Annotated in this window: 19 protein-coding genes and 2 pseudogenes; 14 read left to right on the top strand and 7 right to left on the bottom strand. The window is 45.3% G+C overall.

Annotation, left to right across the window (positions count from 1 at the left end; translation table 11 throughout):
• Nucleotides 1-416: 416 nt before the first annotated feature.
• Complete coding sequence (locus K0I73_RS03615; RefSeq protein ID WP_220063176.1) at nt 417-2,135, top strand: hypothetical protein; 1,719 nt, start codon at nt 417-419, stop codon at nt 2,133-2,135.
• A gap of 91 nt (nt 2,136-2,226) precedes the next feature.
• The gene (locus tag K0I73_RS03620) at nt 2,227-2,640 is read left to right on the top strand and encodes a DUF3010 family protein (protein ID WP_220063177.1); all 414 of its coding nucleotides are present in this window, start codon (nt 2,227-2,229) and stop codon (nt 2,638-2,640) included.
• A gap of 94 nt (nt 2,641-2,734) precedes the next feature.
• Here the strand turns inward: K0I73_RS03620 and K0I73_RS03625 are convergent, their stop codons facing one another.
• The 3 genes from K0I73_RS03625 to K0I73_RS03635 all read right to left on the bottom strand — a co-directional run bounded on the left by K0I73_RS03625 (nt 2,735) and on the right by K0I73_RS03635 (nt 5,778).
• The gene (locus tag K0I73_RS03625; RefSeq protein ID WP_434086711.1) at nt 2,735-3,268 is read right to left on the bottom strand and encodes a peroxiredoxin; all 534 of its coding nucleotides are present in this window, start codon (nt 3,266-3,268) and stop codon (nt 2,735-2,737) included.
• Between the two features lie 104 nt (nt 3,269-3,372).
• A complete protein-coding gene (locus tag K0I73_RS03630) occupies nt 3,373-4,827 on the bottom strand; it encodes a S41 family peptidase (protein WP_220063179.1) in 1,455 nt (484 codons plus the stop codon).
• 21 nt (nt 4,828-4,848) lie between these two features.
• Entirely contained in the window at nt 4,849-5,778 is a 930-nt protein-coding gene (locus tag K0I73_RS03635; protein WP_220063180.1) for a phospholipase A, read from the bottom strand.
• Nucleotides 5,779-6,055: 277 nt separating this feature from the next.
• Between K0I73_RS03635 and cobA the strand changes: the two genes are divergently transcribed.
• Nucleotides 6,056-6,877, top strand: coding sequence for a uroporphyrinogen-III C-methyltransferase (gene cobA / locus K0I73_RS03640; protein ID WP_220063181.1), 822 nt, complete (start codon nt 6,056-6,058; stop codon nt 6,875-6,877).
• Here the strand turns inward: cobA and K0I73_RS03645 are convergent.
• On the bottom strand, nt 6,864-7,688 hold the full coding sequence (locus tag K0I73_RS03645) for a TIGR03899 family protein (protein ID WP_220063182.1): 825 nt from the start codon (nt 7,686-7,688) through the stop codon (nt 6,864-6,866). The two genes, cobA and K0I73_RS03645, sit on opposite strands and share 14 nt — an antisense overlap.
• Nucleotides 7,689-7,768: 80 nt before the next feature.
• The gene (locus K0I73_RS03650) at nt 7,769-8,938 is read right to left on the bottom strand and encodes an MFS transporter (protein WP_220063183.1); all 1,170 of its coding nucleotides are present in this window, start codon (nt 8,936-8,938) and stop codon (nt 7,769-7,771) included.
• A gap of 229 nt (nt 8,939-9,167) precedes the next feature.
• Here K0I73_RS03650 and K0I73_RS03655 point away from each other — a divergent pair, with 229 nt between their 5' ends.
• The 9 genes and pseudogenes from K0I73_RS03655 (at nt 9,168) to K0I73_RS03695 (ending at nt 19,213) form a co-directional block, all read left to right on the top strand.
• Nucleotides 9,168-10,562 (top strand): hypothetical protein, encoded by a 1,395-nt coding sequence (locus K0I73_RS03655; protein WP_220063184.1) that lies wholly within the window; start codon nt 9,168-9,170, stop codon nt 10,560-10,562.
• Between the two features lie 42 nt (nt 10,563-10,604).
• Nucleotides 10,605-11,756: an imelysin family protein gene (locus K0I73_RS03660; RefSeq protein ID WP_220063185.1), complete on the top strand. Its 1,152-nt coding sequence runs from the start codon at nt 10,605-10,607 to the stop codon at nt 11,754-11,756.
• Between the two features lie 87 nt (nt 11,757-11,843).
• Nucleotides 11,844-13,466: a di-heme oxidoredictase family protein gene (locus K0I73_RS03665; protein ID WP_220064245.1), complete on the top strand. Its 1,623-nt coding sequence runs from the start codon at nt 11,844-11,846 to the stop codon at nt 13,464-13,466.
• A gap of 208 nt (nt 13,467-13,674) precedes the next feature.
• Nucleotides 13,675-14,196 (top strand): menaquinone-dependent protoporphyrinogen IX dehydrogenase, encoded by a 522-nt coding sequence (hemG, locus tag K0I73_RS03670; RefSeq protein ID WP_220063186.1) that lies wholly within the window; start codon nt 13,675-13,677, stop codon nt 14,194-14,196.
• A 27-nt stretch (nt 14,197-14,223) separates the two neighbouring features.
• The gene (locus K0I73_RS03675) at nt 14,224-14,751 is read left to right on the top strand and encodes a cytochrome b/b6 domain-containing protein (RefSeq protein ID WP_220063187.1); all 528 of its coding nucleotides are present in this window, start codon (nt 14,224-14,226) and stop codon (nt 14,749-14,751) included.
• A 603-nt stretch (nt 14,752-15,354) separates the two neighbouring features.
• The gene (locus K0I73_RS03680; RefSeq protein ID WP_220063188.1) at nt 15,355-15,945 is read left to right on the top strand and encodes a hypothetical protein; all 591 of its coding nucleotides are present in this window, start codon (nt 15,355-15,357) and stop codon (nt 15,943-15,945) included.
• Between the two features lie 396 nt (nt 15,946-16,341).
• Nucleotides 16,342-16,968 (top strand): annotated as a pseudogene (locus K0I73_RS03685) (transposase); the annotation flags it as partial.
• 88 nt (nt 16,969-17,056) lie between these two features.
• Nucleotides 17,057-18,022 (top strand): annotated as a pseudogene (locus K0I73_RS03690) (transposase); the annotation flags it as partial.
• 321 nt (nt 18,023-18,343) lie between these two features.
• Nucleotides 18,344-19,213, top strand: a complete 870-nt coding sequence (locus tag K0I73_RS03695) for a delta-class carbonic anhydrase (RefSeq protein WP_434086696.1) — start codon at nt 18,344-18,346, stop codon at nt 19,211-19,213.
• Between the two features lie 775 nt (nt 19,214-19,988).
• On the opposite strand, the gene K0I73_RS03700 is transcribed toward K0I73_RS03695, so the two are convergent.
• Entirely contained in the window at nt 19,989-21,317 is a 1,329-nt protein-coding gene (locus tag K0I73_RS03700) for a sensor histidine kinase (RefSeq protein WP_220063189.1), read from the bottom strand.
• Between the two features lie 38 nt (nt 21,318-21,355).
• Nucleotides 21,356-22,909, bottom strand: coding sequence for a DUF3369 domain-containing protein (locus K0I73_RS03705; protein ID WP_220063190.1), 1,554 nt, complete (start codon nt 22,907-22,909; stop codon nt 21,356-21,358).
• A 240-nt stretch (nt 22,910-23,149) separates the two neighbouring features.
• On the opposite strand from K0I73_RS03705, the gene K0I73_RS03710 reads away from it, so the two are divergent.
• Both K0I73_RS03710 and K0I73_RS03715 read left to right on the top strand, forming a co-directional pair.
• Nucleotides 23,150-23,965, top strand: coding sequence for a cobalamin-binding protein (locus K0I73_RS03710; protein WP_220063191.1), 816 nt, complete (start codon nt 23,150-23,152; stop codon nt 23,963-23,965).
• 91 nt (nt 23,966-24,056) lie between these two features.
• On the top strand, nt 24,057-24,440 hold the full coding sequence (locus K0I73_RS03715; protein WP_220063192.1) for an MAPEG family protein: 384 nt from the start codon (nt 24,057-24,059) through the stop codon (nt 24,438-24,440).
• Nucleotides 24,441-24,502 lie beyond the last annotated feature (62 nt).

The raw sequence follows: 24,502 nt of genomic DNA on the forward strand, positions 1-24,502 counted from the left end.
GGTCGTTGAGTTGATCTATAGTGGTAAGTTCCCGTAGATGGTTTTGATATGTTGTCTGTATCCGATTTAATTTGGATCGCGTAACTTTTCTTCCTCTTTTAAGTTACAGGCAGAGCCGCCAACAATATCGAAACACCCTCGCTCTGGCGAGAGCTTGATGTTTGATTGGTTTGCTGGCGCATGCTAATTAATAGCTTTAGGCCCTGGATAGTCCGTTGTGGCTATCCAGGGATCTTCCAATCACAATCCCTAATATCCATTTCTCGATATCTTTAAAGATACAAGTTAAGTCACAAGAGTTATTTTCCTTTCTATTCATCCATATAGTATTATCTGTGCCACGATTTGTGTGTAAGCGAGTTTTAGGCTGAATTTATAGCCCTAGACGCTATTATGATATTTAAAGGGAGTTTTTAATGAAAAAGGCATTAGTGGCGGCGGCAGTGATCGCTATTGGGGCAGGCGCATACTGGGCTACTCAGCAGAAGGGAGCCGAGCCTAATAATGCGATGTTGGCATTCGTGCCGGCGGATACGCCAGTTTTTTCGGCGCAGTTTAAGCCATTTCCAATCAAAGACTACATAGATTCAATTCCTGATGCTCAAAAGCAATATCCTCAAGAGCTTCAGGACCTTATGCAAGATGAAAATGATCCACGAGCTAAGTTTTTCCTCGGGTTATTTAATCGTTATATGACTGGCATAAAAGATGGGCAAACATTTGTCGATACCTTTGGCCTACCAAATAGCCTTACGAGTTATTTTTATACCTTAGGCGCTTTGCCTGTACTTAAGCTCGATATTGCTAAGCCCGACGTGCTTTGGGCACAGCTAGATGGCATCGAAGCCGAAAGTGGTCTAACTCACCAGCTGCGAACGATAGGAGGCATTAGTTACCGTGCCTATCCGCTACTGGATGAAACGGAAAATGAGACGATCGATCTGGTATTGGCTATCGATAAAGGGGTGTTAACGATCACTTTAGCAACCAGCTTTAGCGATCCAGCCCTGATTGAAACAGCGCTTGGGATCAAAGCTGTCCCTAATCCACTGAGTGAAACGGGTATTGTCGAAGATATTTTTGCTAAGCATGGTTTCTTAAAAGATGGTCTCAGTTATATCAATCATCAAGAGCTAGTTAAGGCGATCACTACCAGCGATGGTAATCAGCTGGCTAAACAGTTGAATCATTTTTATTCCATCACTAAAGAAGATCCTTTTGCAGATCTGAGATCCGAAGTCTGCCACACTGAGTTAACAGGCATAGCGCAAAACTGGCCTAGAACCGTCATCGGTTATACTGATTTTGAGATTAAAGATAAGCAGACTCGCATGGGCTTTAGCACTGTGATCGAAAGTAATAATCAGGTGATCATGGGCGCACTAAAGCAGATCCGTGGATTCTTACCCGCCTATACCCAGGATGTGAATAACAGCGTGTTTTCATTTGGCTTAGGTGTCGATGTCAACGAGTTTGTTCCTGCCTTGACTAAGGTATGGAACGAGCTGCTAACGCCTTCATATCAATGTGACCCATTGCAGCAGATGCAAGCGGAGATGGAAGATCAATCTCCTGCTATGTTAGGTATGTTCACCGGTATGGCAAATGGAGTTAAAGGTTTGTCTATGTCTCTTATCAATTATGAATTGAGTGAGGGAACTGAGCAGGTCGAACTTAAAGGCTTAGATGCCATAGTGACGTTATCGGCTGATGATCCTGCGACCCTATTTAACATGGTGAAACCTTTTGCTCCTGAGCTTGCAAATATCCAGCTACCAACAGATGGCAGTGCAGTTGATCTCAACAGCGCATTGCAACTGCCGCCATATCTTGGTTTTACCGCCAATATGGCACTTAAAGGCAATCACTTAGCTATCTATAGCGGTGGCAAGAGTGAAGAGATCGCAGATGGTTTAGCAAAAGAGACATTGTCGGCGAATGGTTTGCTGAGTATGTCGGCTGACTACGGCAAGATGTTTATGCCTATGATGACTCTTATGGAGATCAGTGGTGAGACGCTCCCGCCTGAGTTTACTAACCTTAAAGATTACAATATGAAGGTTAAGCTCGATGTAGATGTGAACGCTCAAGGTATTGTTATCGATTCCTTTGTGCAGACCCATAACAGCAAGTAATACCATTAGTAAAAGCAAGTTTCTCTTAAAGCCTTATCACTATGACTTAGCATGATGATAGGGCTTTATATTTTGGGTAGAGGTAAAGGTTTTGATTACGACAGGTGTATTTTTAAAGGGCAACGAGGTGCGTCTAGTTAGCCTTGAAGGGACGCGTGCCGCGCATCGAATGGTGGTCTCTAAGGTCAATAAAATTGCCATTCCCAAGGCGCCAACCGTAGAAGATATCAAGGCTTTTCGTGAAGCATTCGGCGCATATTGCACTGAGCACAATGTGCAGCAACTAGTGCTAAATCGCCGTGCTACCACGGGGCAAGGTGCTGGCGGGGCGGGCACATTTATACTCGAAGGGGTGTTATTGACGATTACGCCAGTGCCGCTCATTTTTGTGCATCCTGCGACGCTCAAAGCCACAGATAAGAGAAATAGCGAATTAAAAGCGGATAAGCCCAAGACGCTCGATTTAGGCAAGGCCTACGACCTTGCCTTCGAAGCGCTAACGTGATTAGTTAACATGAACTTGGGTTAAGAGATGGAATAACGCCAGATGAATTATCCCGAGTTCAGGTTAATTATATTAAAATAGATAGTTACAGAGCTTAGCCTTGTTTCTCTTCAATGTGCTTCTCAACGCCGAGCTGCGCTAATGTTGCTGCAATATCTTCAGCTGCCGTTTCAGGGTTGATGTCATCATCAATTTTTAAGATGGTGCCATCTTTACCTATATAGAAAGTGACGCGGCTAGCGACTCGAACCAAATTAAGTACATCGTACGCCTTGGCAACCTCTTTGGTTGGATCGCTGAGCATGGGAAAATCGGCTCGCTGCTCTTTGGCAAATTTCTGATTGTCCTCTAAATCATCGACGCTCGCCATCATATATACCGCATTGTATTTACGAATAAGATCGCCTTTCTGCACTAATGATTTGCACTCGAGAGTACAGCCTCGTGTGTTTGCCATGGGGTACCAAGCTAGGACTAAAGTTTGCTTACCAAGATAATCACTGAGCTGATAAAAATAACCATCGGTGGCTTGTAGGCGAAACTCTGGCGCCTTGTCACCCACTTTGAGGTCAGTTGCCTGCGCTAAGGTAACTGTAAAGGCGCTGATGATGAGGCCTGCACTGATCATTAAGTTTTTAAGAAGGGTATTCATGTTGGACGTCCTTTTGTCGGTAATTTTGTCAGGTACGGTATTGCACCTGAGGATTATTGCTAATTGCTAATGGCTAATGGCTAATGGCTAATGGTTTGGTTGTGCTCGTTAACTAAGGCAAGGATCCCTTGCCAGTAGAGTATCTCATCGATGGGGAGTTCAATATCGGGCTTGGTGGGAACTCCCGACAAACGCTGTCCTACCATGTCATAGATGATACTACTGGTGACAGACACTGTGATGCCACTGCTGGGTAATCTGAAATGATGATGCTTGCCGAAATCTCCCCGAGTAGGTTCGCCAATTAAGATGGTCTTGGGCCACTGTTTCGCAAAATGCGCTATCCATTGGCATTGCTGACGACAGTCGGGTCCGATTAATAGTACCAATTTCCCCGGTTTAGGTTGAGGCAATAGATGTAGCGGAAGAGCTTGTTGCTGCCATTTTCGAACATGCCACTGGCTAAAACCGTCATCGAACTGAGTCTCTATCTGCTGCTCTGTCAGATCAACTTCATACTGATCCTGTCTCGACAATGAATCGTAGGGGATAAACTTCATTGGCGTCAGGTAGTCGCCTCGAACGTTTGCAGCACGTCTATAACGAGCGATGGCATAGGTGTTTGATAGGTTCACTCCACTGAGTGGCGCCGCCACTGTTGGACTGTAATAACTGGCTAGCCAAGCTAATAACTGTTCGCCATTGCCATAAGCATGACGTAAATCCAATATGGTGATCGGTGAAAACAGGGCGCGCTTCAGAGAATGTTCGAGCGGGTTGTCGAGCGTAAATTTGCTGAGATCTGAGAAGCTAAAAAATCCCTCTGGCGTATTGTTGAAGTTTGTCGTTGTCTTCGATGGTTGCAGCGCTCTAGGTATGTCCCGTTCTACGGTCAAGCTGATTTGGCGAACATGCTCTCGATGATCACTGAGTGTCAAACGAACCGTTTCGCTACTCGAAATACCTATCTCTTGTCGTAATATCGATAACATCCGCAGTATCTTGGCTTGCTCGGTCGGCACGGACTGTATCGATGATGGCAGAAATTGTTGGCTGGCATCAACCCAGCGTTTTAATGGAAGGCCATCTATATGAGTGATAAAAGGAAAATCCGCATCTAGAGGCTCATCGTTACTGTTTAAGGCCAACCAGTCATCATCCATCTGACGCAGTGTGATGGGGAGATATTGTTTGGCTCGAATGTCAGACACTCGACTAGAAATATCATCGAGTGGCGCGAGCACTTTAAGGAGTTGGATGGCAAATTCACCGCGATTGATGCTTGATCTAGCTGAATTAGCGACTTGCATCGCCCGTTTTTTTAACTGCTCAAAATGCTGGGGAGCGATAGCGGCCAAAGAGGAGTGAGTGGCAATTGTCTGCTTAAGCAGTAAGAGATCCGTGTGGATCTCATGTTGACTAAGTAGCGCCTTTGGCGGCTCACTCCTAAGTGCGATAAGGGTGAGTTGAATACAGCTGATGAGCATGATCAGTCCGAACCCATTGATAATGGTTTGATGTCCGAATTTCATCATGCTCCTTAGTTTATTTTAGGGTTATAAGATGTCGTTGATCGACACGCCGATACCGATACGGTTGGTATGAGCATTATAGTCGATAAGGCTCTCGCCGTAGCCATTAAAATATTGCGCATAGAACCTGAGTGTGCCCATTATCGGGTAGCTCCAAGTCGCTTCTATCGCACCATAATTAGGCTTTTCAAGGTTGTTTCTCACTAACAGGCTAAACCTATGTTCATCAATTCCATAGATGGCGTGAATTTCGAAATTCCCCATGTAATCTAAGATGTCAGGGTTGTCATCACCTCTAGGTGAGGTGGGAGACTCCTTTTCATCTTCAGGGATGCGCCACCATACTTTTGCCGCCAATGCTAATGGGCCGTCATCAAACACCATAGTGCCATAAATACGGTTCCAACTGCGGGAGAGATCACCCGATTGTCCATTCGATTGATGCACAGCGCCGAATCCCCAGAGAGAATTGGTCAATGAGCCAATTTTCCAATCGTTGTTGAACATCATAAATATTTCGGGTTCATGGTTGGTTTCACGAAAGGGCGATGACACCTCTTTATTGTAAACTTGCCAGTAGGATTGGTTGGTATAGGCGAAAAACAGATGGCCATTATCACCAAAGACGTTATACATCAGGGGAAATTTGAAGCTAATTTGAAACTTAGCTTCAACCTTGTCCACTTCAGAAGAGGTTCTTTCTATCTCCTCTTTAAAGGGATCTTCATTGGGTGTGCTGTTATAAGTCACGGGCAAGATGTAGTTTACCTTGTGAGGGGTGATCACAAAAGGTAGCTCAGCCGTTGCTAATTCATCTTTGATCCTCTCATTGAGTAATGAATCGCTACTCTCTTTTGGTGGCTCTTCCGCTGGTTTTTCTGCGCTATAGGTTTGCGAGGCAAAGGCCAGTAGACCAAATAGAGACAGGCATAAGCAATAATGAGCAATTTTCATCCTTGGGTTCCTTGTTTGCACCATTTAGCACAGATCTTATGTTGGGGGGTGTGCGTAAAATTAACAGCAGTTTTAACATCTGAAGCGCAATTCTGCACCTTTTTATATTTTTCAGTTTATCTCACTTCTATACCATTGATCTATTTTACAAAAATAACTCACATCATCTCTGTTACTATTTTTAATAACTAAAAGGAATAAATGTTAACTATTAGCTCTTTTTTAGGGAATAAGAATGGCGGTATATTAGTCTGACTACACTGTAAGAGATGCGAACATGGAACTATTTACTTTACCCAGGCAGCAGGCACTCGGCAAGGTCTGGCTAGTTGGGGCCGGACCTGGAGACGTTGAGCTATTAACGCTTAAGGCTTATCGCATCTTAAAAAAGGCCGATGTGGTATTGTTTGATGCCTTGGTGAGTGACGAGATCATGGCATTGGTGCCTGCAGATGCTGAAAAGATTGCCGTAGGCAAACGCGCAGGTAAACACAGTGCGGCGCAGGACGAGATCAATCAACTCTTAGTCACCAAAGCCTATACTCGTCAAAACGTGGTGCGGCTCAAGGGCGGCGATCCGTTCATTTTTGGTCGTGGCGGCGAAGAGTTAGAAACCTTAGTTGAGGCTGGTGTGGCGTTTGAAGTGGTTCCAGGTATTACAGCCGCCAGCGGCACCTCTGCTTATGCCGGTATTCCTTTGACCCATAGAGATCATGCTCAAGGGGTCACTTTTATTACCGGTCATTGCAAACTTGAGAGTCGTCCAACCGACTGGAAAAGTTATGCCAATAGCCAAAATACGCTCGTTATCTACATGGGTATTTTAAATGCAGGCACCATACAGCAAGGCTTGATCAATGCGGGCCGCGCTGCCTCTACGCCAGTGGCGATTGTCTCTAAAGCAACCACGGCAAATCAGCGTAGCTTTATTGGTACTTTAGGTGAGCTAGAGCAGTTAGCGGCATCACCAGAACTTAGAATGCCAGCGCTGATGATTATCGGTGAGGTTGTTGGTTTAGCTGCTAGCTTAAACTGGTTTAATCCGAGTGACGCTAATCTCTCTGCTGAAGAAACCCTTGCCGTCACTAATCAAGTTTAAAATCTTTAGTGAATAGGGCGCCTAGCGCCTTAGCATACTCTTCGTCTGCTTTGGGGCGAACCAGCTGGGCTAATTCATCCCCAGTAGAGGTTAAGCGATAATAGCTTAAGATCAGATGCCCATGCTTGGGGGTGAGGAGCTTTTTACTGCCCGCTAGGGTAAAGCTGATTGGGTTCTTTGAATTGAGCTCCCCGGTTTCAAACTCACTTCGATGAAGCAAGCCTGCATCCATAAGGGTGAGTATTGAAGAGTAGGGCAATCCAAACAGCGAAAAGGCGATATTAACGCTTTCAGATTTTCTAAACAGTTGCCCAATGCCTCCTGTATGGCGATAGCCATTGATAAGCTTAAGCTTAGAGTCACCATTAATGGTGACCGCCATGGTTAAGATCTTCTCGAACATCTGCGCTTCTTTATGAGTCAGCTGTTTGAGTGTCGCTAAACTTCTTAAACTAAAATTCCCTGGGTTGCTGACTTCATTGGCTAATATACGTCCCCATAACTCTTGCATATTGCGATTATGGATCTGCTCTGCCAGCTTAAAGAACTGATGCACCCAGTCAGGATCTAAGTCCGCACCGGTGACATCGGACGAACTATGAGAGATAGCAATAGCATAGATGGTCTCAATATTACTCTGATATTGACTAGCCAGTTTAAGCGCTCTATGTTCGGCGCGCTCAATGATAGATGCATTCGATGGTCGATAGCCCTCCTCGCTACCCAAACCTAATTGTCGTCCTAACAGCAAGGTTTTCTTGCGCGCAGAGACATCAAGTTGGTTGGAGGATACCTTGACGACTTCAGCCATGTTTACATCGCTCTATGTTCTATGTGCATTACACAAGTTTATCTCAAAAATACCACATACCCTAGCACCCCGCAGGGCAATTAAGAGTTAGCGTTTACAGGCCAGTTAACTTGCTTGTCTGTACTTGGATGGCGCGGGATGTTGAACGCCAAAATTAAGGAGCACAGCGCAAAACCTGCGCCGATAAAGAACACCATTTTATTGGAGTAGAGCCAGAGTATTCCCAGTAGTGCAGGGATAACCACCGCCGCGATATGGTTAATGGTGAAGCTAACCGACATGGTCGCGGCGATATCTTTTGGATCGGCAATCTTTTGGAAATAGGTTTTTATCGCAATCGCCATGGCAAATAGGAGGTGATCCATAACGTACAGTGCTGCAGCAAACTCGCTCTGTTCGACAAAGGCATAACTGGTAAAAATGATGATCAAGCCGATATATTCTAAGGTCAGGGCATTACGCTCGCCGATGCGGCCAATAAAGCGCCCAATCGCTGGTGCAAACAATAGGTTAACCACGTAGTTAATCAGAAATAGCGCGGTGATCTGGCTAACGCTGTAACCAAACTTTTCAACCATCATAAAGCCGGCAAAAACCATGAATATCTGTCGTCTGGCGCCTGAGAAAAAGGTCAGCAAATAATAGAGCCAATAGCGCTTACGTAAGATCACCTTCTTGTGTTGGATCTCCCCCTGAGGAAACTGTGGGAAATAACCCGTTAAGATAATTACCATCACCAGCCCTAGCATACCTATGATGGCATACATCCACTGATAATCGAGTTGCAGCCAAGTCATGATAATCCAAATACTGGCGTATCCCGTGAGCGCCGCAGCCGATCGCCAAGCCAGTGCTTTACCTAAAAAACCAGCCGCCTCTTGTTTGTCGACCCATTGTAATGTCAGTGATTGATTTATCGTTTCAAAGTAATGAAACCCAACAGACATCAATATGGTGGTGAGATAGAGGCCAACCACCTGTGGAAAAAATCCAGTAATGGCGACGCCTATGGTCAGCAAGGCTAATGATAAAAGCGCGAATGTCTGCTCTTTTAGCAGCAGTAAAATAAAGATGGCGGTGAATGCAAGAAATCCAGGAACTTCTCTCAGACTCTGTAATATCCCTATCTCTGCGCCAGTAAAGTTGGCGCGTTCGATAACGAAGTTATTCAGTAAGACTTGCCAAACAGAAAACACCAGTGACATAACAAATGTCATTAATAACAAAAGTTTTTGTGGACTTTTCTGCATGAGTTGTTGCTTCGTTATTTGGCGGGAACAGGTGCCGCTAGTCTACATCATGTTTATTTAGCCACCAAGATTGATTCAATCTTTGCTAATTCTTTCTGTTTGATCTTTTCCTGTGCTCTTTATTTTGCATGGCTGTTATTAACAAATGTAAATTGTAATGAGAATGATTTGCATTTGATGTATCTTGCTCGCATTTAGGGGGAAGCTGTTTATTCAGCGTGGAGAAAATATGAAGTGGAATTTAAATGCCGTGGCACTAGGGATGAGTGTTTTTTTATCGACTAACGCCTTGGCCGCGGTGGATCCTGAAGCCTTGCAACAGGCGGTTGAGCGTCAAGAATATGAGCTTAAGTTACTCAAGCAGCAATTGGCGGCGATGGCTGAACAACAGCAACAGCAACAGCAACAACAGCAGCAAGCAAAGCAGCAGGAAGTCGTCAAAGCTGCAGTGCAATCGGAAGAGGCTAAGCGCCCTTGGAGCCGATTTAAGTTCGAATCATATGGCAGCGTTAATTACACCAGTGACGAATACTACGACAATGTTCAAGATACTTCGCCTGAGCGCCGAGGCCGTTTCGATCTCGAGCGTATTGTGACCGAGTTTGGCTATCAGTTTACTGATGAATGGGACATGGAGGTCGAAATTGAATATGAACATGGCGGCACCGGGAGCGCGCTAGAATACGATGGTTTTGATGAGTTTGGTGAGTTTGAGTCGGAGGTCGAAGCGGGCGGTGAAGTGATGATCGAAAAGGCTCAGCTTCGCTATCGTCCTAATCAACACTTTGGGATTAAGTTCGGTAACATCCATCTGCCTATCGGCTTGTCTAGCATATTACATAAACCTAACCAGTACCTGACTGTACTGCGTCATCGCAGCGAAGCGGCTATGTTACCCGCGGTATGGAATGAAACCGGGGTAGGCATTTTTGGCGAATATGCCGATTTCCACTATCAGGCTCAAGTGATTAGTGGTTTGAATTCTGAATATTTCCGCACCTATGATTGGATAGCGTCAGGGCATCAAAAGCGTTTCGAAAGAGTCAATGCCGATGACTTAGCTTATGCCTTACGCCTAGATTATGGAAGTTTCAAACAGGGTACAGCCGTTGGTGTGGCCTACTATTACGGTAACACTAGCGGTAATCGCCATAAGAGTAACAAGGTAAGCGGCGATGGTAGTGTCAGCATTCTTGCCGTGTCAGGAGCCTATGTTGAAGGGCCATGGATCTTACGTGGTCAATATCTGCATGGCACCTTGAGTGATGCCGATGCGATCACTCAAGCGAATAAATCGACCCCAGGCTTAAAGCCGGGTAACTTTGCCCAATTGGGCAGCGAGTCTGAAGTCTTCTTTATCGAAGCGGGTATCGACTTGCACCACTTCTTTGACCTTCCATTAACGGTATTTGCCAATCTCGATTATGCCAATCCGCTTGCCGATGTGGACAGCGGCAGCGCAACCAAACGGTACGAAAACACGTGGACCAGCCTTGGGGTTAACTACTCACCAATTCCAGAAATAGTCATTAAGGCTGAGGCGGGGCGTCAGCAAGTTGCCGTTGCGGCCATTCCAGATACCAACTTTTTCGCTTTAGGTGTTGGATATCAATTTTCACTATAAGTGGCGCTGACCGTCATTTCGAATAAATAAATGGAGTTATCAATGAAACAACTTAAATACAGTGCGATCGCCTTAGCCCTTATCTCTTCTTTAGCCGCTTGTGGTGGCTCTGGTAGCGACGATACACCAGTCGTGGAGCCAGAAACGGGCTTTAGTTTTTCGGCTGACGAGATGATAGTCAATCTAAGTGATGACGTGATTGTTAGCGGATATTCGATTTTAGCCGATCGCGGTGCGGCATTACTCTTAGCGACCCAAACCTTAGTGGCTACACCAACTCAAGCCAATTTGGAGGCGGCGCAAGCCGCTTGGAAAAATGCGCGTCAACCTTGGGAGCAGGGGGAGTCGCATATTTTTGGCCCAGTAGATTCATTAGGCATCGATCCCCATTTAGATAGCTGGCCGCTAAACACCACAGATCTGCAAACTGTGCTGGCAAATAGCTCAGGCTTTGATGCAGACACCATCAAAGTGTGGAACGATGATGTTCAAGGGTTCCATACCATGGAATACCTGCTCTTTGGCGATGGCGTCACTAACAACGTTAAAAGTATCGACGAGCTTAGCGTGAACGAGCGCGATTATCTCATGGGACTTGCCGAAGTGTTTCGTGACTACACTCGGATCCTCGCCGATGCTTGGTTAGTGAGTCATGATGGCCAGTCTGGTGCTGCCTATGGTGAGTTGCTCAAGAATCCTGGAGTGAATGACAATACTTTTTATAGCTCTCAAGTGGGGGTCATAGAAGAGTTAATTCAAGGGATGATCGGCATCGTCGACGAAGTGGGTAACGGTAAAATAGCCGATCCCTTCGGTAGCTCGGTGCAGACCGCCGACACCTCCAAGGTCGAGTCTCAATACTCTTGGAACTCGCTAACCGATTTTAGCGACAACATCATTGGGGTGCGTAATGTCTACCAAGGTGAATTTACAGGTGAAGCCGATAAGCAAGGTATTGTCGATTTTGTTAACGCGGCAAACCCCGAGTTAGCCAATCGTGTTGGCCGTGAAATCGATGATGCTATTTTGCAGATCCGCGCCATAGCTGGAACCAATGACATGCCATTTCGTCAGGCAATACAAGATACCGAAGGGCGAGTAAGGGTACAAAAGGCGGTAGATGCGCTGTCCAAGTTACAAACTAGCCTACAAAACGAGGTGCTGCCATTACTGCAAGAGTGGCAAGGGAAATAGGTTAATACAAAGGGGAGGCGCTATGCGTTCTCCTCTTTTTTTGCCATAAAGCCCCCAGTTTTATTAAGGCTAAATGTGAGTAAGTTAATGATTAAAAACAGTATTAAATACCAAACACTCGGCGCGGTAGCCATCGTTTATTGTTTAAGCGGTTGCGGTGGTTCCGGTGATGAAGTGACAACCCCAACGCCAGATAAAGTCTACCCAGCCTATACCGATGTAACGGCATTGGGTGGAGAGACGACAACCTTCGATTCGGCTTCATCTGGTCATGGATTTTCCACGCCTGCGGTCAACCTTAATCCAGCAGAACTCAGCCAGCATCTCGCCGGTGACGTCAACTTTGAAACCGCCTTTACCACGGCACCTAATCGCGAGCATCCAGAGCTTGATGGCTTAGGCCCTGTGTTTAACAATGCCGACTGCAACTCTTGTCATCAGCGAGATGGTCGTAACTCAACGCCGGTGGTTCCCGCAGGAAAAACCCGTATTAAACTGGGCTCAGATGCGGGGATCTTTCTAAGAATAAGTAAAGCGCCCGCAATCTCCTGTACCGTGGTTTCGTTAGCCAATGATTACTGCGCGCCGATCCCCGTGCCAAATTTTGGTGGGCAACTCTTCCATCGAGGCGTGCTTCAGGCGCGTGCCGATTGGGAGCAAAATCTGTTTGGTGGTCAGGCAGATGTGTATCTCTCCTATGAGACTCATACAGTGACGTATCCCGATGGCAGCAGCGTCAATTTGAAAAAACCACTGTTTGAGGTAGAGAACCCTTTTGACGCGCCGGGTGAAACTAAGGCGAGCAGTAACCTGACTTCGAACCTGTTGCAAGATGATGTGCTGATGGGCTGGCGAAACGGCATGCCTGTCTTTGGTCTAGGTTTGTTAGAGGCGATTCCTGAGGCCGATATTGTCGCCCTCGCCGACGAGAATGATGCCAATGGTGACCATATTTCTGGTCGTCCTAATTATGTTTTCGATGCGGTTAAGGCGCAAAAGGGAGTTGAACCTCCAGTGTCACTCGGGCGTTTCGGTTGGAAAGCCAATACCCCAAGCGTACGGGTGCAGTCTTTAGGTGCGCTGAGAGGCGATATTGGGATCACCAACCCGTTGTTTCCTGACGAAAGCATTGTCGGCACCTCGTTGCATGATAGCTATTTAACCCGCACAGGTTTTACAGATACGGGCAGTGATGAAAGTGGTGCTCCAGAGGCCAGCGCGGAGTTTAGTGATGATGTAGTGTTTTACGCAGAAACCTTAGCGGTGCCAGCACGGCGTAATGTGCAAGACACTGATGTACGTGAAGGTGCACGCCTATTTACCCAGCTCAACTGTACAGGGTGTCATCAACCGAGCTTTGTGACTAAATCATCGGGAGATATTGGTGGTATGCCAATGATCGATGCATTAAAAGGGCAAACTATTTATCCATTTACCGACATGTTGCTCCACGATATGGGAGAGGGACTTGCAGATGGTCGTCCTGATTTTTTAGCTAATGGTAATGAGTGGCGTACTCGGCCGTTATGGGGCATAGGTTTAACTCAAACGGTGAATCCACAAGCGGGTTTTTTGCACGATGGGCGAGCCAATACCATAGAGGAGGCGATTTTATGGCACGGCGGTGAAGCGCAAACCAGCACAGATAATTTTATGGCTCTGAGCGCCAGTGAACGGGCGCAGCTAATCGCTTTTGTGATGTCGTTATAGTTTAGGTTATACCGACAACCATAAGGTAAAAGCGGAGCTTAGCTCCGCTTTTTACTGTCTGTATTTTGCACCGATGGAATTAATTTGTGATATAGGTAAACTTACTCGATGTTTTGCACTTATCCCTCGTGATCTGTTTCAACTAAATGTTGGCCTAGATGGCTTATGATGATGTTATAGATTGAAATTAATAATGTTAGAGGTATCAGTGAGTAAAATTTTAATCATCTATTCCAGCGTTCATGGACAGACACGCAAAGTCACTGACTATCTAAAACGGCAGTTAGAGTCTTATGGCAATGAGGTGACATGCGCCAGTATTGAACAATCGCCCGCGCTCGATGTTTTCGACAAAGTGGTGATCGGTGCCAGTATCCGCCATGGTAAACATAATCCTGCGGTTTATGATTTTATTAGCCGCAATATCAATCTGCTTAGTGATAAGGCTGGTAGCTTTTTTTCGGTGAGTTTAGTGGCGCGAAAACCGGCTAAAAATACCCCTGAAACCAACCCTTATATGCAAGCGTTTCTAGCGAAGACAACTTGGAAACCTAAGTTGTTAGCCGTCTTTGGCGGTAACTTAGATTATCAAGGTTATAACGCGCTCGATAGAAACATTATTCGTTTTATCATGTGGTTAACTAAAGGACCAACTGCGGCGAATACTAAAGTGGAATATACCGATTGGGATAAAGTCAGTCAGTATGCGCAGCAATTGCACCAACTCTAATTTAAATCCGTATTGAGGAGATGATAGATGGCTAAACTGCTCACCTCATTGGGCAAGAAGGTAGTTGAATATCAACATCTGATGCTGATCCTATTATCGCTATTTTTAATCTCCACCAGTGGTTGGCTACTCATGGGCCGCGCCATTAGGACTAATGCGTCTATTTGGGACTATTTACACATTTACCTCGGGATGTTGGTTGCCTGTTTCTCGATTTCTATCTTGCTGACCAATGTAGTTAAAGGTAAATGGCGTCAGTATTTTCCTTGGCTTGCAGGCGACTTTAGCCAACTGAGCAATGATATTTGCGGCCTCAAGCAAGGTAAAATCCCCTTAGCGGGAGGTCGAGGACTGTTTAGTGTTATCGAAGGAATTGGCTTAGTTTTACTCGTTTTAGTGTCGTTTACTGGTGTAATGTGGTTTGTGACTCAGGGCAGCAGCGAGGCGCTAAATTGGCGCAGTTATCACCATAGCGCCGCCCATGGGTTTATCGGTTTTATCATAGTGCATAGTATTTGTGCGGCTGCGCACCTACTGGATTTTATCCGTAATTAGACCGAATTAGGTTTTAGGTTTTTTGGGATTGCTTTGGTTTGAGTCGGTTTGTGCTCGGTGGTGCCTGGGGTTAAGTTGAATGTGTTTGAAGGGCGAACCTTCAATGGTAGTTAATTGCCTGCCGCAGGCCTTATGTGCAAGCGCTCTTTTGGCTCGCTACGAGCACGTCCTTGTGAGCTCTGCGAAACCATCCATGATTTCGAAGGCCAAAAGCGCGCTTACACCTATATCTAACGCCTCTTCGATTTAGCCGTATTTGGTGTGAATTCAGAATTAAAAGTGCCCCCAAAATGAGTTAACAAGTTGTCGGTGGATCAGTAACGAACGGACTTTATGGCCTAGCAATTTTCATCGCTACACCCGTGTGATGTAATTCACTACTCCCCATTAAAAACTAGATAAGTATACAGCTATATTAAAATCATCAGGATTTTGAACGATTTTCATCCTGTATTCGTGCGCGTTTTTCCAGATGATATATTTAGCAAAATGCTGATAAGTTCATTATATACAGATAGTTTACTGTGTGCGTTTTCACTGATCCAACGAGGTAAACGCGCATGCGCACTAATAAAATGTTAGCTCTCATCAAAAGAGGTAAGCATGACTAATATAGAATTTGTTAACAGCGCTAATCCACATAGCTGGTTTCTAGTAGCGGATGACCTTCATTCTCAAGCTGAATTTTTGATGAAAAGTTTTGGTCAAGGTGAGTTAATACGCAGAGATGTCGTAAATGGAAGGTCCGATTCTTGGGACAATATTAACAGGCCTGTATTTCTGTTAGCTTCTTTCGCATTAGAGAATGCAATCAAAGCATTCCTTGTGTACGAAAATCCTGACTGGATATCTAATGGTGTGATATCAAAGAAAATGAGAAGTCATAGCCTTTCGAATTTGGTTCAGATGTCCAATCTAATACCGTATAAAGATAGAGGTCATGCGATATTAACAATCTTTGAAAATGGCAATGAATCATGGGCTCGATATCCTTGTTATTTGACAAAGGATTCCACAGCAGATCCAATAGCACTAGATAAAAAATTATGGGCTCGATACCAGTGGCTTATAGGTGCATACGGGAAACGACTAGTGAAACTGCTAGAAAAAAACTGGGAGGGGCCTCATGGTTTTTCAGGTCATTATGAGATATCGGGTTGCTTTTTTGGCGTTAACTTTGAGAAAAAGAGCTAACAAATAAGGATAGGCCGCGCGCAGCCGCGTCCTTATCCCGAGTGTTGAACAAGCCCGATTGATACCTTTAATTGTAAATAACAGATCGAGAGTTCGGTCTGTTTGAATGATTGGTCAGTAGTTTGTTTTCACCAGAACATATCTAGCCCTTAGCAAAGCAGCCAATTAGACAAGTCCCGCTATATCAGTGTGTTGTATTTACTCCCCTTCTTTTAACTCAGTGTTACCGTTATCCTTATTCTTCCAGCGCTAGGCTGTGAACATTGAACTCGTCGGTCGTCTGTTGAGATGAATGCCCATGAAGCGCATTGCAAAATAAATGGACACCCATAGTTAATGTGCATCAGAAACGACTTTCTACTAAGCTTTGAATGAGCATTAGACAAGGAGGTTGTTATGCCACGCCCTCGCCGTACCCAAATTAGTCTTGAAGACACTCCCTATTATCATTGTTGTAGCCGTGTAGTGAGGCGAGCCTTTTTATGTGGTGATGATGCCTATTCGGGGAAAAATTATGACCATCGTCGTAGTTGGATTGAAACGCTACTGTTTGAACTTGAAACCGTTTTTGCCATTGATGTGGCCGCGTTTGCGGTGATGTCGAATCATCTGCACGTGGTGTTGTATATCGATGTGGAAACCGCTAATCGCTGGACAGACCGCGAAGTACTAGAGCAGTGGCATAAGCTGTTTAACGGCGATGACTTAACGCGAAAGTTTGCAAAAGGTGAGTTAGTTGAACCTCACGAAGTGGTCAGACTAAGGCATGCTATTGCGATTTACCGAAGTCGGCTGTGTGACCTTAGTTGGTTCATGCGATGTTTAAACGAACCCATTGCTCGGCAAGCAAATCAAGAAGATAACTGTACGGGTCGCTTCTGGGAAGGACGCTTTAAATCCCAAGCCTTGCTCGATGAAGCCGCAGTATTAGCCTGTATGGCTTACGTTGATTTGAACCCCATTCGAGCCAAGATGGCTGATACACCTGAGCAGTCAGAGCATACCAGTGTTCAATTACGCATTCTGCAAAATAAATGGACACCCATAGTTAATGTGCATCAGAAACGACTTTCTACTAAGCTTTGAATGAGCATTAGACATGGAGGTTGTTATGACGCGCCCTCGCCGTACCCAAATTAGCCTTGAAGACACACCTTACTACCATTGTTGCAGCCGCGTTGTGCGGCGTGCTTTCTTGTGCGGTGATGATAAGTTTTCAGGCAAGAATTATGACCATCGTCGTAGTTGGATTGAAACGCTACTGTTTGAACTTGAAACCGTTTTTGCCATTGATGTGGCCGCGTTTGCGGTGATGTCGAATCATCTGCACGTGGTGTTGTATATCGATGTGGAAACCGCTAATCGCTGGACAGACCGCGAAGTACTAGAGCAGTGGCATAAGCTGTTTAACGGCGATGACTTAACGCGAAAGTTTGCAAAAGGTGAGTTAGTTGAACCTCACGAAGTGGTCAGACTAAGGCATGCGATTGCGATTTACCGAAGTCGGCTGTGTGACCTTAGTTGGTTCATGCGATGTTTAAACGAACCCATTGCTCGCCAAGCAAATCAAGAAGATAACTGTACGGGTCGCTTCTGGGAAGGACGCTTTAAATCCCAAGCCTTGCTCGATGAAGCCGCAGTATTAGCCTGTATGACTTACGTTGATTTGAACCCTATTCGAGCTATGATGGCTGATACACCTGAGCAGTCAGAGCATACCAGTATTCAGCTACGGATTAAGGCCGCTTTAAAAGGTGAGCAGCCCAAAAAACTATTGTCTTTCATTGGTAACGAGCGAGCGCATCAACCCAAAGGCATCGCTTTCTCATTGCAAGATTATCTTGAGCTTGTGGATGATACAGGGCGAATTATTCGTCATGATAAGCGTGGTGCAATCAGTGAGAACAGTGCCAAGTTGCTGACGAGGTTGAACATCCCCCGTGATAACTGGCTCAAGCTGACCACTGAATTTGGCAAGCTATTTCATGGCCCAGTAGGTACGCTGCAAGAACTTACCCATTACTGTGAGCATTTAGAGAAGCGACGACGGCATTTTGCAACGAGTTGTCAGCACTTTCCTGCTGACGAGTACTCTCCCTCGATTTTTCTCAACCCATCGATTAATTCCTTAAAGCTATATAGGGCAGGGTCATCACGACTTAAAAATACCATTTTTAAGTGAAGTAGGCCGATTTCGTCAAAGATCTAAAGCTTAGGCATGTCTAATCGACCTGTTAATGGGCTGAACACCTTGCGTCACTTGAACATAAACCGAAAGGGCATTATGTTATTGTTTTATTATGGCTGGCCAGATCCTCACTAAGACGTTAGCGGCTCACAGCGAATACGACGGATTTAGTTCACACTTTAACCATAGCATCACTATAGGAGTGAAACCTTGAAAACAAAGACTCTAATTACTCTAGTTGCGGTGATAGCCTTACCACTCAACGTTCTTGCTAAAGATAGCCATTCTGGTGGTCATGGAATGGTTTCAGATGAAGTCATTGCACATCAACGCGAGAATTTAGAGAAAAATTCCGATGGAAAGGGCTTTGGCCCACAATCCCCAAGGGACATTGACTCGATTGAGGGTACCAATATGGTTTCGTTCGGTACAGCACCAGAATACACAGCTATGAACTTGTGCAACATTCATTTCCACAAGAATGCCGAGCACAAAGGCGGTGAATTTACCAAATACGCAGGTAATGGTGATGGTCATGGTTATCAATCAGGTTTCAAATATTCCGGTACTCTTTCCAAGGCCGAGTTAGCCCCTCTTGATCATGAGGTATGCCCTAGCGAACATGGTGGACTGCAGTCTGGAGACACAATCGAAGTGCATTACGTTCACTCGTCCGCCCAGATAAAACCCGGCCCAACTTTAGGTGCATGCCTGAACGAAGCCATCAAGAACCCGCAATTACGAGTTGAAACTCAAGTCTATGTCTTGGTGAATGATTCTAATGCTTTGGATTTCACGAAACTGACAGCCCATGGAGAGAATAATGGTTTTCAGCAAGCCTTGGGTATTCCAAGTAATACTGGAAGCCCGATTCAATATGCAGGTTCTACGACTGGTCCAAGTTACAACGAGCAAGGCTCTCCTTTTCAGGTCTCTTGGAGCGTTCGCCCTAAAGTAGCCAAGGTTAATATCAGCACTGTAGGCGAGTGGTGTAAAGGAAATGTCTTCAACGAAGATCATGCTCATGGTGTAAGAAACCTAGTAAAAAACCTAAAGCTCATTTCCAAGATTGAGAACTGATCCCCAATCAAGAACAGAATGCGCTAACAATGCCTTCCAGCGGACGCAGTCGCAGTCGCTGAAGGCGGCGTTAACCCATATTTTTATCTGAACCAGACGCATTAGAGTTAAGGCTTTAACTCGGAAATGTCCAAAAATGATTCACCATTGACAGTCCTGTGGATACAAAATAAAGCTAAATCGAAGAGACAAAATGACCCTGTGTAGATGCGGCTGCGGACGTTGATGGCAGGGATGCCATCGTCGAGCCTCCACGGATGGATTCACGGCGTGTAGCAGCAGTATCTGCACATTCCTCGCCGGACAGGCGATTAATTACAGTAAAGATACAAATTTCAAAGACACTCTACCAACACTAATTCAGCCAAATGTTAAACCACAAAAATGCCAACCTTCATTCGAAGGCCAACAAACTTTTGTCCAAAAACGATTTAACTTTTGATTGTCCGATTGATACCCGAAAGGCTAAATCGAAGAGATAAAATAACATCGTGTAGATGCGGCTGCGGACGTTGATGGCAGGGATGCCATCGTCGAGCCTCCACACGGACGGATTTACGGCGTTTAGCAGAAGTATCTGCACATTCCTCGCCGGACAGGCGATCGATAATAGTTAAGGTAAAACTATAAACACACTAAACCAATATCAATTTGGCCAAATACGACAAGTTTAAAATGCCAACCTTCATTCGAAGGTCTGCTCATTTATGTCCAAAATCTTCCCATAGGCTCAAATCGAAGAGAGTGATAACTCGGTGTCAGAGCACATCAGATATTAACCTTTGTCTAATGGCAAGGTTATCTTAAGTGTTAAGCCCGTTTCTGTATCTGGTATGGTGATTTCGCCATTAAAATTACTCACTATGTTATAGACAATATGCATGCCTAGGCCACTACCGCCTGTGCCGCGGTTGGTGGTAAAGAAGGGGTCAAATATATGGGTTTTGACTTCAGGTGTGATACCAATACCATCATCGGCAAAGGTAATATTAACCTGCTGGTTTTTAAGCCCTATCGTGACAGTGACTAGACCGCCATTACCGTCGGGGAAGGCATGGGTTAGGCTGTTCATTATCAAATTAGAAAACAGTTGAGCCAACTTTCCCACATGGATATGCATAGTGACGCTATCAAGTATCTTGAGTCTATAGCTGACTTTGGCTTTTCGCATGGCAGCCGCATGGGCGACAAAAACACTATCTATGTATTCGCCGAGATCGATTTCTGAATTGTGCTCATTACTCTGATCAACGGCTAACTGTTTAAAACTACTTATTAAACTTGCCGCTCGTTGCAGGTTGCCATCGATGAGCTGTGCGCCTTCAGTTATCAACTCAATCAGCTCTTGTAGTTCTTCTCTGGTCACTTCATCACTATTGAGGCGTCGATCCATTTCGCTTGCAAACTCAATCAGGCTAGATGCACCTGTCACGGCAACGCCTATCGGGGTGTTAATTTCATGGGCAATGCCCGCAACCAGTGAGCCTAAAGCGGCCATTTTCTCTTTTTCTAATAGACTTTGTTGGGTTTTCTTTAGTGCTGCAGTTCGCTGTTCAACTAAGCTCTCGAGTTGGTTCTCTCTATCTTGGTGTTGTAGCTCTGCGGCGCAACGAGTGGCGAATATTGAGAGCAAAGACAGCGCCAACAAGCGCTTATTGGCATCGATGGGCTTTTTATCTAATGCGACCAGTATCCCTAAGGTCTCACCATGGGTATCGACCATAGACATACCGATATAGCTGTCTGCCTCCATATCTACCAGGAGTTGATCTTTGGGGTAGAGTTGACATATATGACTGCCATGAAAGCACATGCTGTCGGTCGTGACCTCGTGGCAAGGGGTATCTTGGAGTGGATAACTGATATTTCCCATGTAGTCGTTACCAGCCCATATGGCAATGGTTTGGTTACATACTGTTTGTGTTTCATCTTTGACGATACGGCCCGCGATAACATAGAAGACATCCAGCGCTTGAGCGAGATCTTTCACCAACACCTTAAAGAAATCATCACCGGTTTTGCGAGAGGTGTTTTCAGATATTTTTCGCAGTGCCGCCTCAGCTAATATGCGGCTTTCTGTATCATCAAAGAGTGTTGTCTTCATAGTGTCGCCTATTACGGTCATTTAACGGCATCAGTTATTCAAGATAGATTAGGGGTATCTGGATAACGTTCATAAATCTGTTCTAATTGATCTAGATTTAAAAACAGTATGTTGATGAGCCTTGGGTCAAAGTGCTTACCGCTTTCAGACTTTACGTAGTCGAGTGCATCAGACAGACGCCAAGACGCTTTGTAGCAACGTCTACTCACTAAGGCGTCAACTACATCCGCAAGTGCAGATATTCTTCCTGCAACATCGATATCCTCGCCTGCTAACCCTTGAGGGTAACCCGTGCCATCCCATTTTTCATGATGTTGATGGGCGATGGTCGCGGCCATTTGTAATATACGTTTATCGGAACTGGCCAGTAGTTCGTAACCGATAAAAGCATGTTGTTTCATGATCTCCCACTCATCGGGTTCAAATTTACCTGGTTTGTTGAGTATGGCATCAGGGATCCCTATCTTGCCTATGTCGTGTAGCGGCGCAGCTTGGAGAAGATCACTGATATAGCGCTCTGGTAAGGCTAATCCTCGTCCCAGCAGCGCAGATATTTCACCGACGCGTTTAACATGAGCCCCAGTTTCTTTGGAGCGTTTTTCGACCGCTTCTCCGAGAATGTAGATGGTCGATCTTTGGGTGTCCTCTATCTCTTCTCTAAGTAACAAGCTTTCATAAGTGATAGCGACATTGGCGGTGAATATCTCTAATAACTCTTGCCCTTCGGCTTCAATTTTATTGTCAAACGAGAGGTAGACAACGGTTTCACTGCCCACTTTACTGCGGTAATAGCAGGTGACTGAATAGTCATCGAAGTGATGCTGTTTGTTTTGCAGCGCCCTATGGATAGAGGCTTTAGCCGCTGGTGGCAGATTATCAATGCTGTTGTTTAATTGCAGAGCTGAATAGGCATCGGTTGCCGCTAAGATCTTAAGTTGACCCTCATTGGAGCTTGCCGCATAGCTTTCGGTGATGCTGGCACATAGCCCATCACCGTTAAAGTTTAACAGGTCATTAAGCTGTTCAAGTACTGCCGAGGCGAATTCTCGTAGGTTCTGCACATCGTAAACGGATGAAATGGCACTGATTGCTCGTCTAAGGGAGAGTTTTGCTCTTTCAAGCTTAATAATATCTCGATAGCCTCTAAGGCTTGCATAGAATACGGTGACGAGTTTCGCGTGGGTTAGTTCGGTTTTTTCTTTGTAATCATTGATATCGAAATCTCGAATCACTTTTTCTTCAGGAGCCTGACCCGGCTGGCCGGTACGCAGTACAATTCGAATATTGAGATTACCCAACTCTTCCCTTATCCAGCGGGTTAGTTGCAGCCCCGCATCGTTGCTTTCCATCACGACATCGAGCAGCGTCATCGCTATGTTGGGGTTGTCTGTTAGGATCTGCTTGGCTTGTTCGGCGTTGAAGGCCGATATGAATTCGATATTTCGTCCACAAAATTCAAAACCACGCATCACTAGTTTAGTCACTTGATGAACCGCATCGTCATCATCAACAATCAGGACCTGCCAAGGGGGAAGTGTGTTACTCGGTTTGGCTAGTTTAGGTTTATTGCTGAATTTCAGTGATGTAGACAAAGGTGGATACTCCGTTGCTTTGTATTTTCGCTAGTGAGTCATTAGTTGATTAAAAGTATAGACACTATATTTAAGAGTGTTTCCATTAGTCTAAATGTCTGTGCTGGTTAATATTTCATCTGACACAATGCTACTTTAGCTTGTGTACAAACGCTATACTAGTCATCTCTGTTTTCGTGGCGTAAGTTCGAAAACTGTGTTCCTACAATATTGTTCTTAATCACTTTGATACGAGTAGATATGTTTTATAGATGGTTGATCTTATCCTTACTGTTATTTTCAGGTCTTTTATCTGCCGCGCCCGCGAGCCGGATTATTGCGCTTTCCCCTCATGGGGTGGAGATGCTTTATGCGATAGGTGCGGGAGACAGTATTGTGGCGACGACAGATCATGCCGACTTTCCCGAGGCAGCAAAACAGATCCCACGCATTGGTGGTTACTATGGTATCCAGATAGAGCGGATTATTGAGCTTAATCCAGATCTTATTGTGGTGTGGGGTAGCGGTAATAAACTTGAAGATATTGAGCGCTTAACTCAGCTTGGTTACCCTATTTTTAATAGTGACCCCAAATCCTTAGAGGCGGTTGCCGATGATCTAAAGGCGCTTGGTGAGCGTACAGGTCATCAAAAGTTGTCACAGCATGTCGCAGAGCAATACCTTGCCAAGCTGCAAGCTTTACGCCTTAGTAATAATGAAAAGAGTGCGGTAAAGGTGTTTTATCAGCTGTGGTCAACGCCGCTAATGACAGTGGCAAAGGGCAGTTGGATTGAGCAGATCATCGAGGTGTGTCACGGCGAAAATGTATTTGCCGATGCCGACAATGAGTATCCTCAGGTGAGCCTTGAGGCCGTGCTGCTGAAAATGCCGCAGGTGATTTTGCAAAGCCAAGATGAGGGTAATATCAATGGTATCGATTGGTCCAAATGGCAAGAGATCCCAGCGGTGAAACAAGCACATATTTACCCGCTAAATGCCGATCTACTGCACCGCGCAGCGCCAAGAGCTATTTTGGGTATCGAGGCGCTCTGTGATGCGCTCGATAAGGCGCGATGATGACTAGCATATTAGAAGCTAGCACTTAGTAGCTAACACCTAGACCCAACGGCTAACCTCTACAACCTGAGTGATAAAAGGAATATCAAGCATGACAATACTATTAACTTGCTTATTGATAGCAATGCTATTGCCTTATCTGGCTAAAGGGCCTGTGGCAGTGGCGATGGCCAAACTGGGGGGATATGACAATCATCATCCTCGAACTCAGCAGGCGCAGTTAACCGGATTTGGCGCCCGCGCTGTAGCTGGGCATCTAAATGCCTTTGAGTCTTTGCTGCTGTTCGGTTTATCGGCGTTAACTGTCATCGCGTTGGATAAGGTCAACGATACCGTCGCGCTTCTTGCTATCGTCCATGTGCTTGCGCGCATCCTGTACCATATTTTGTATCTGCTTGATAAAAGCACCATGAGATCGATCTCTTGGTTTGTCGGAGTGTTCTGCACATTTGGCATCTTTGCCCAAGGGTTTTAATTTTTCTTATTTCTCATGTCCCGCCCTCTGAAGAGATCGACCACAAGAATCGCATTATTCTT

Origin of the sequence: Shewanella mesophila, from assembly GCF_019457515.1 — a bacterium.
Lineage (GTDB): Bacteria > Pseudomonadota > Gammaproteobacteria > Enterobacterales > Shewanellaceae > Shewanella > Shewanella mesophila.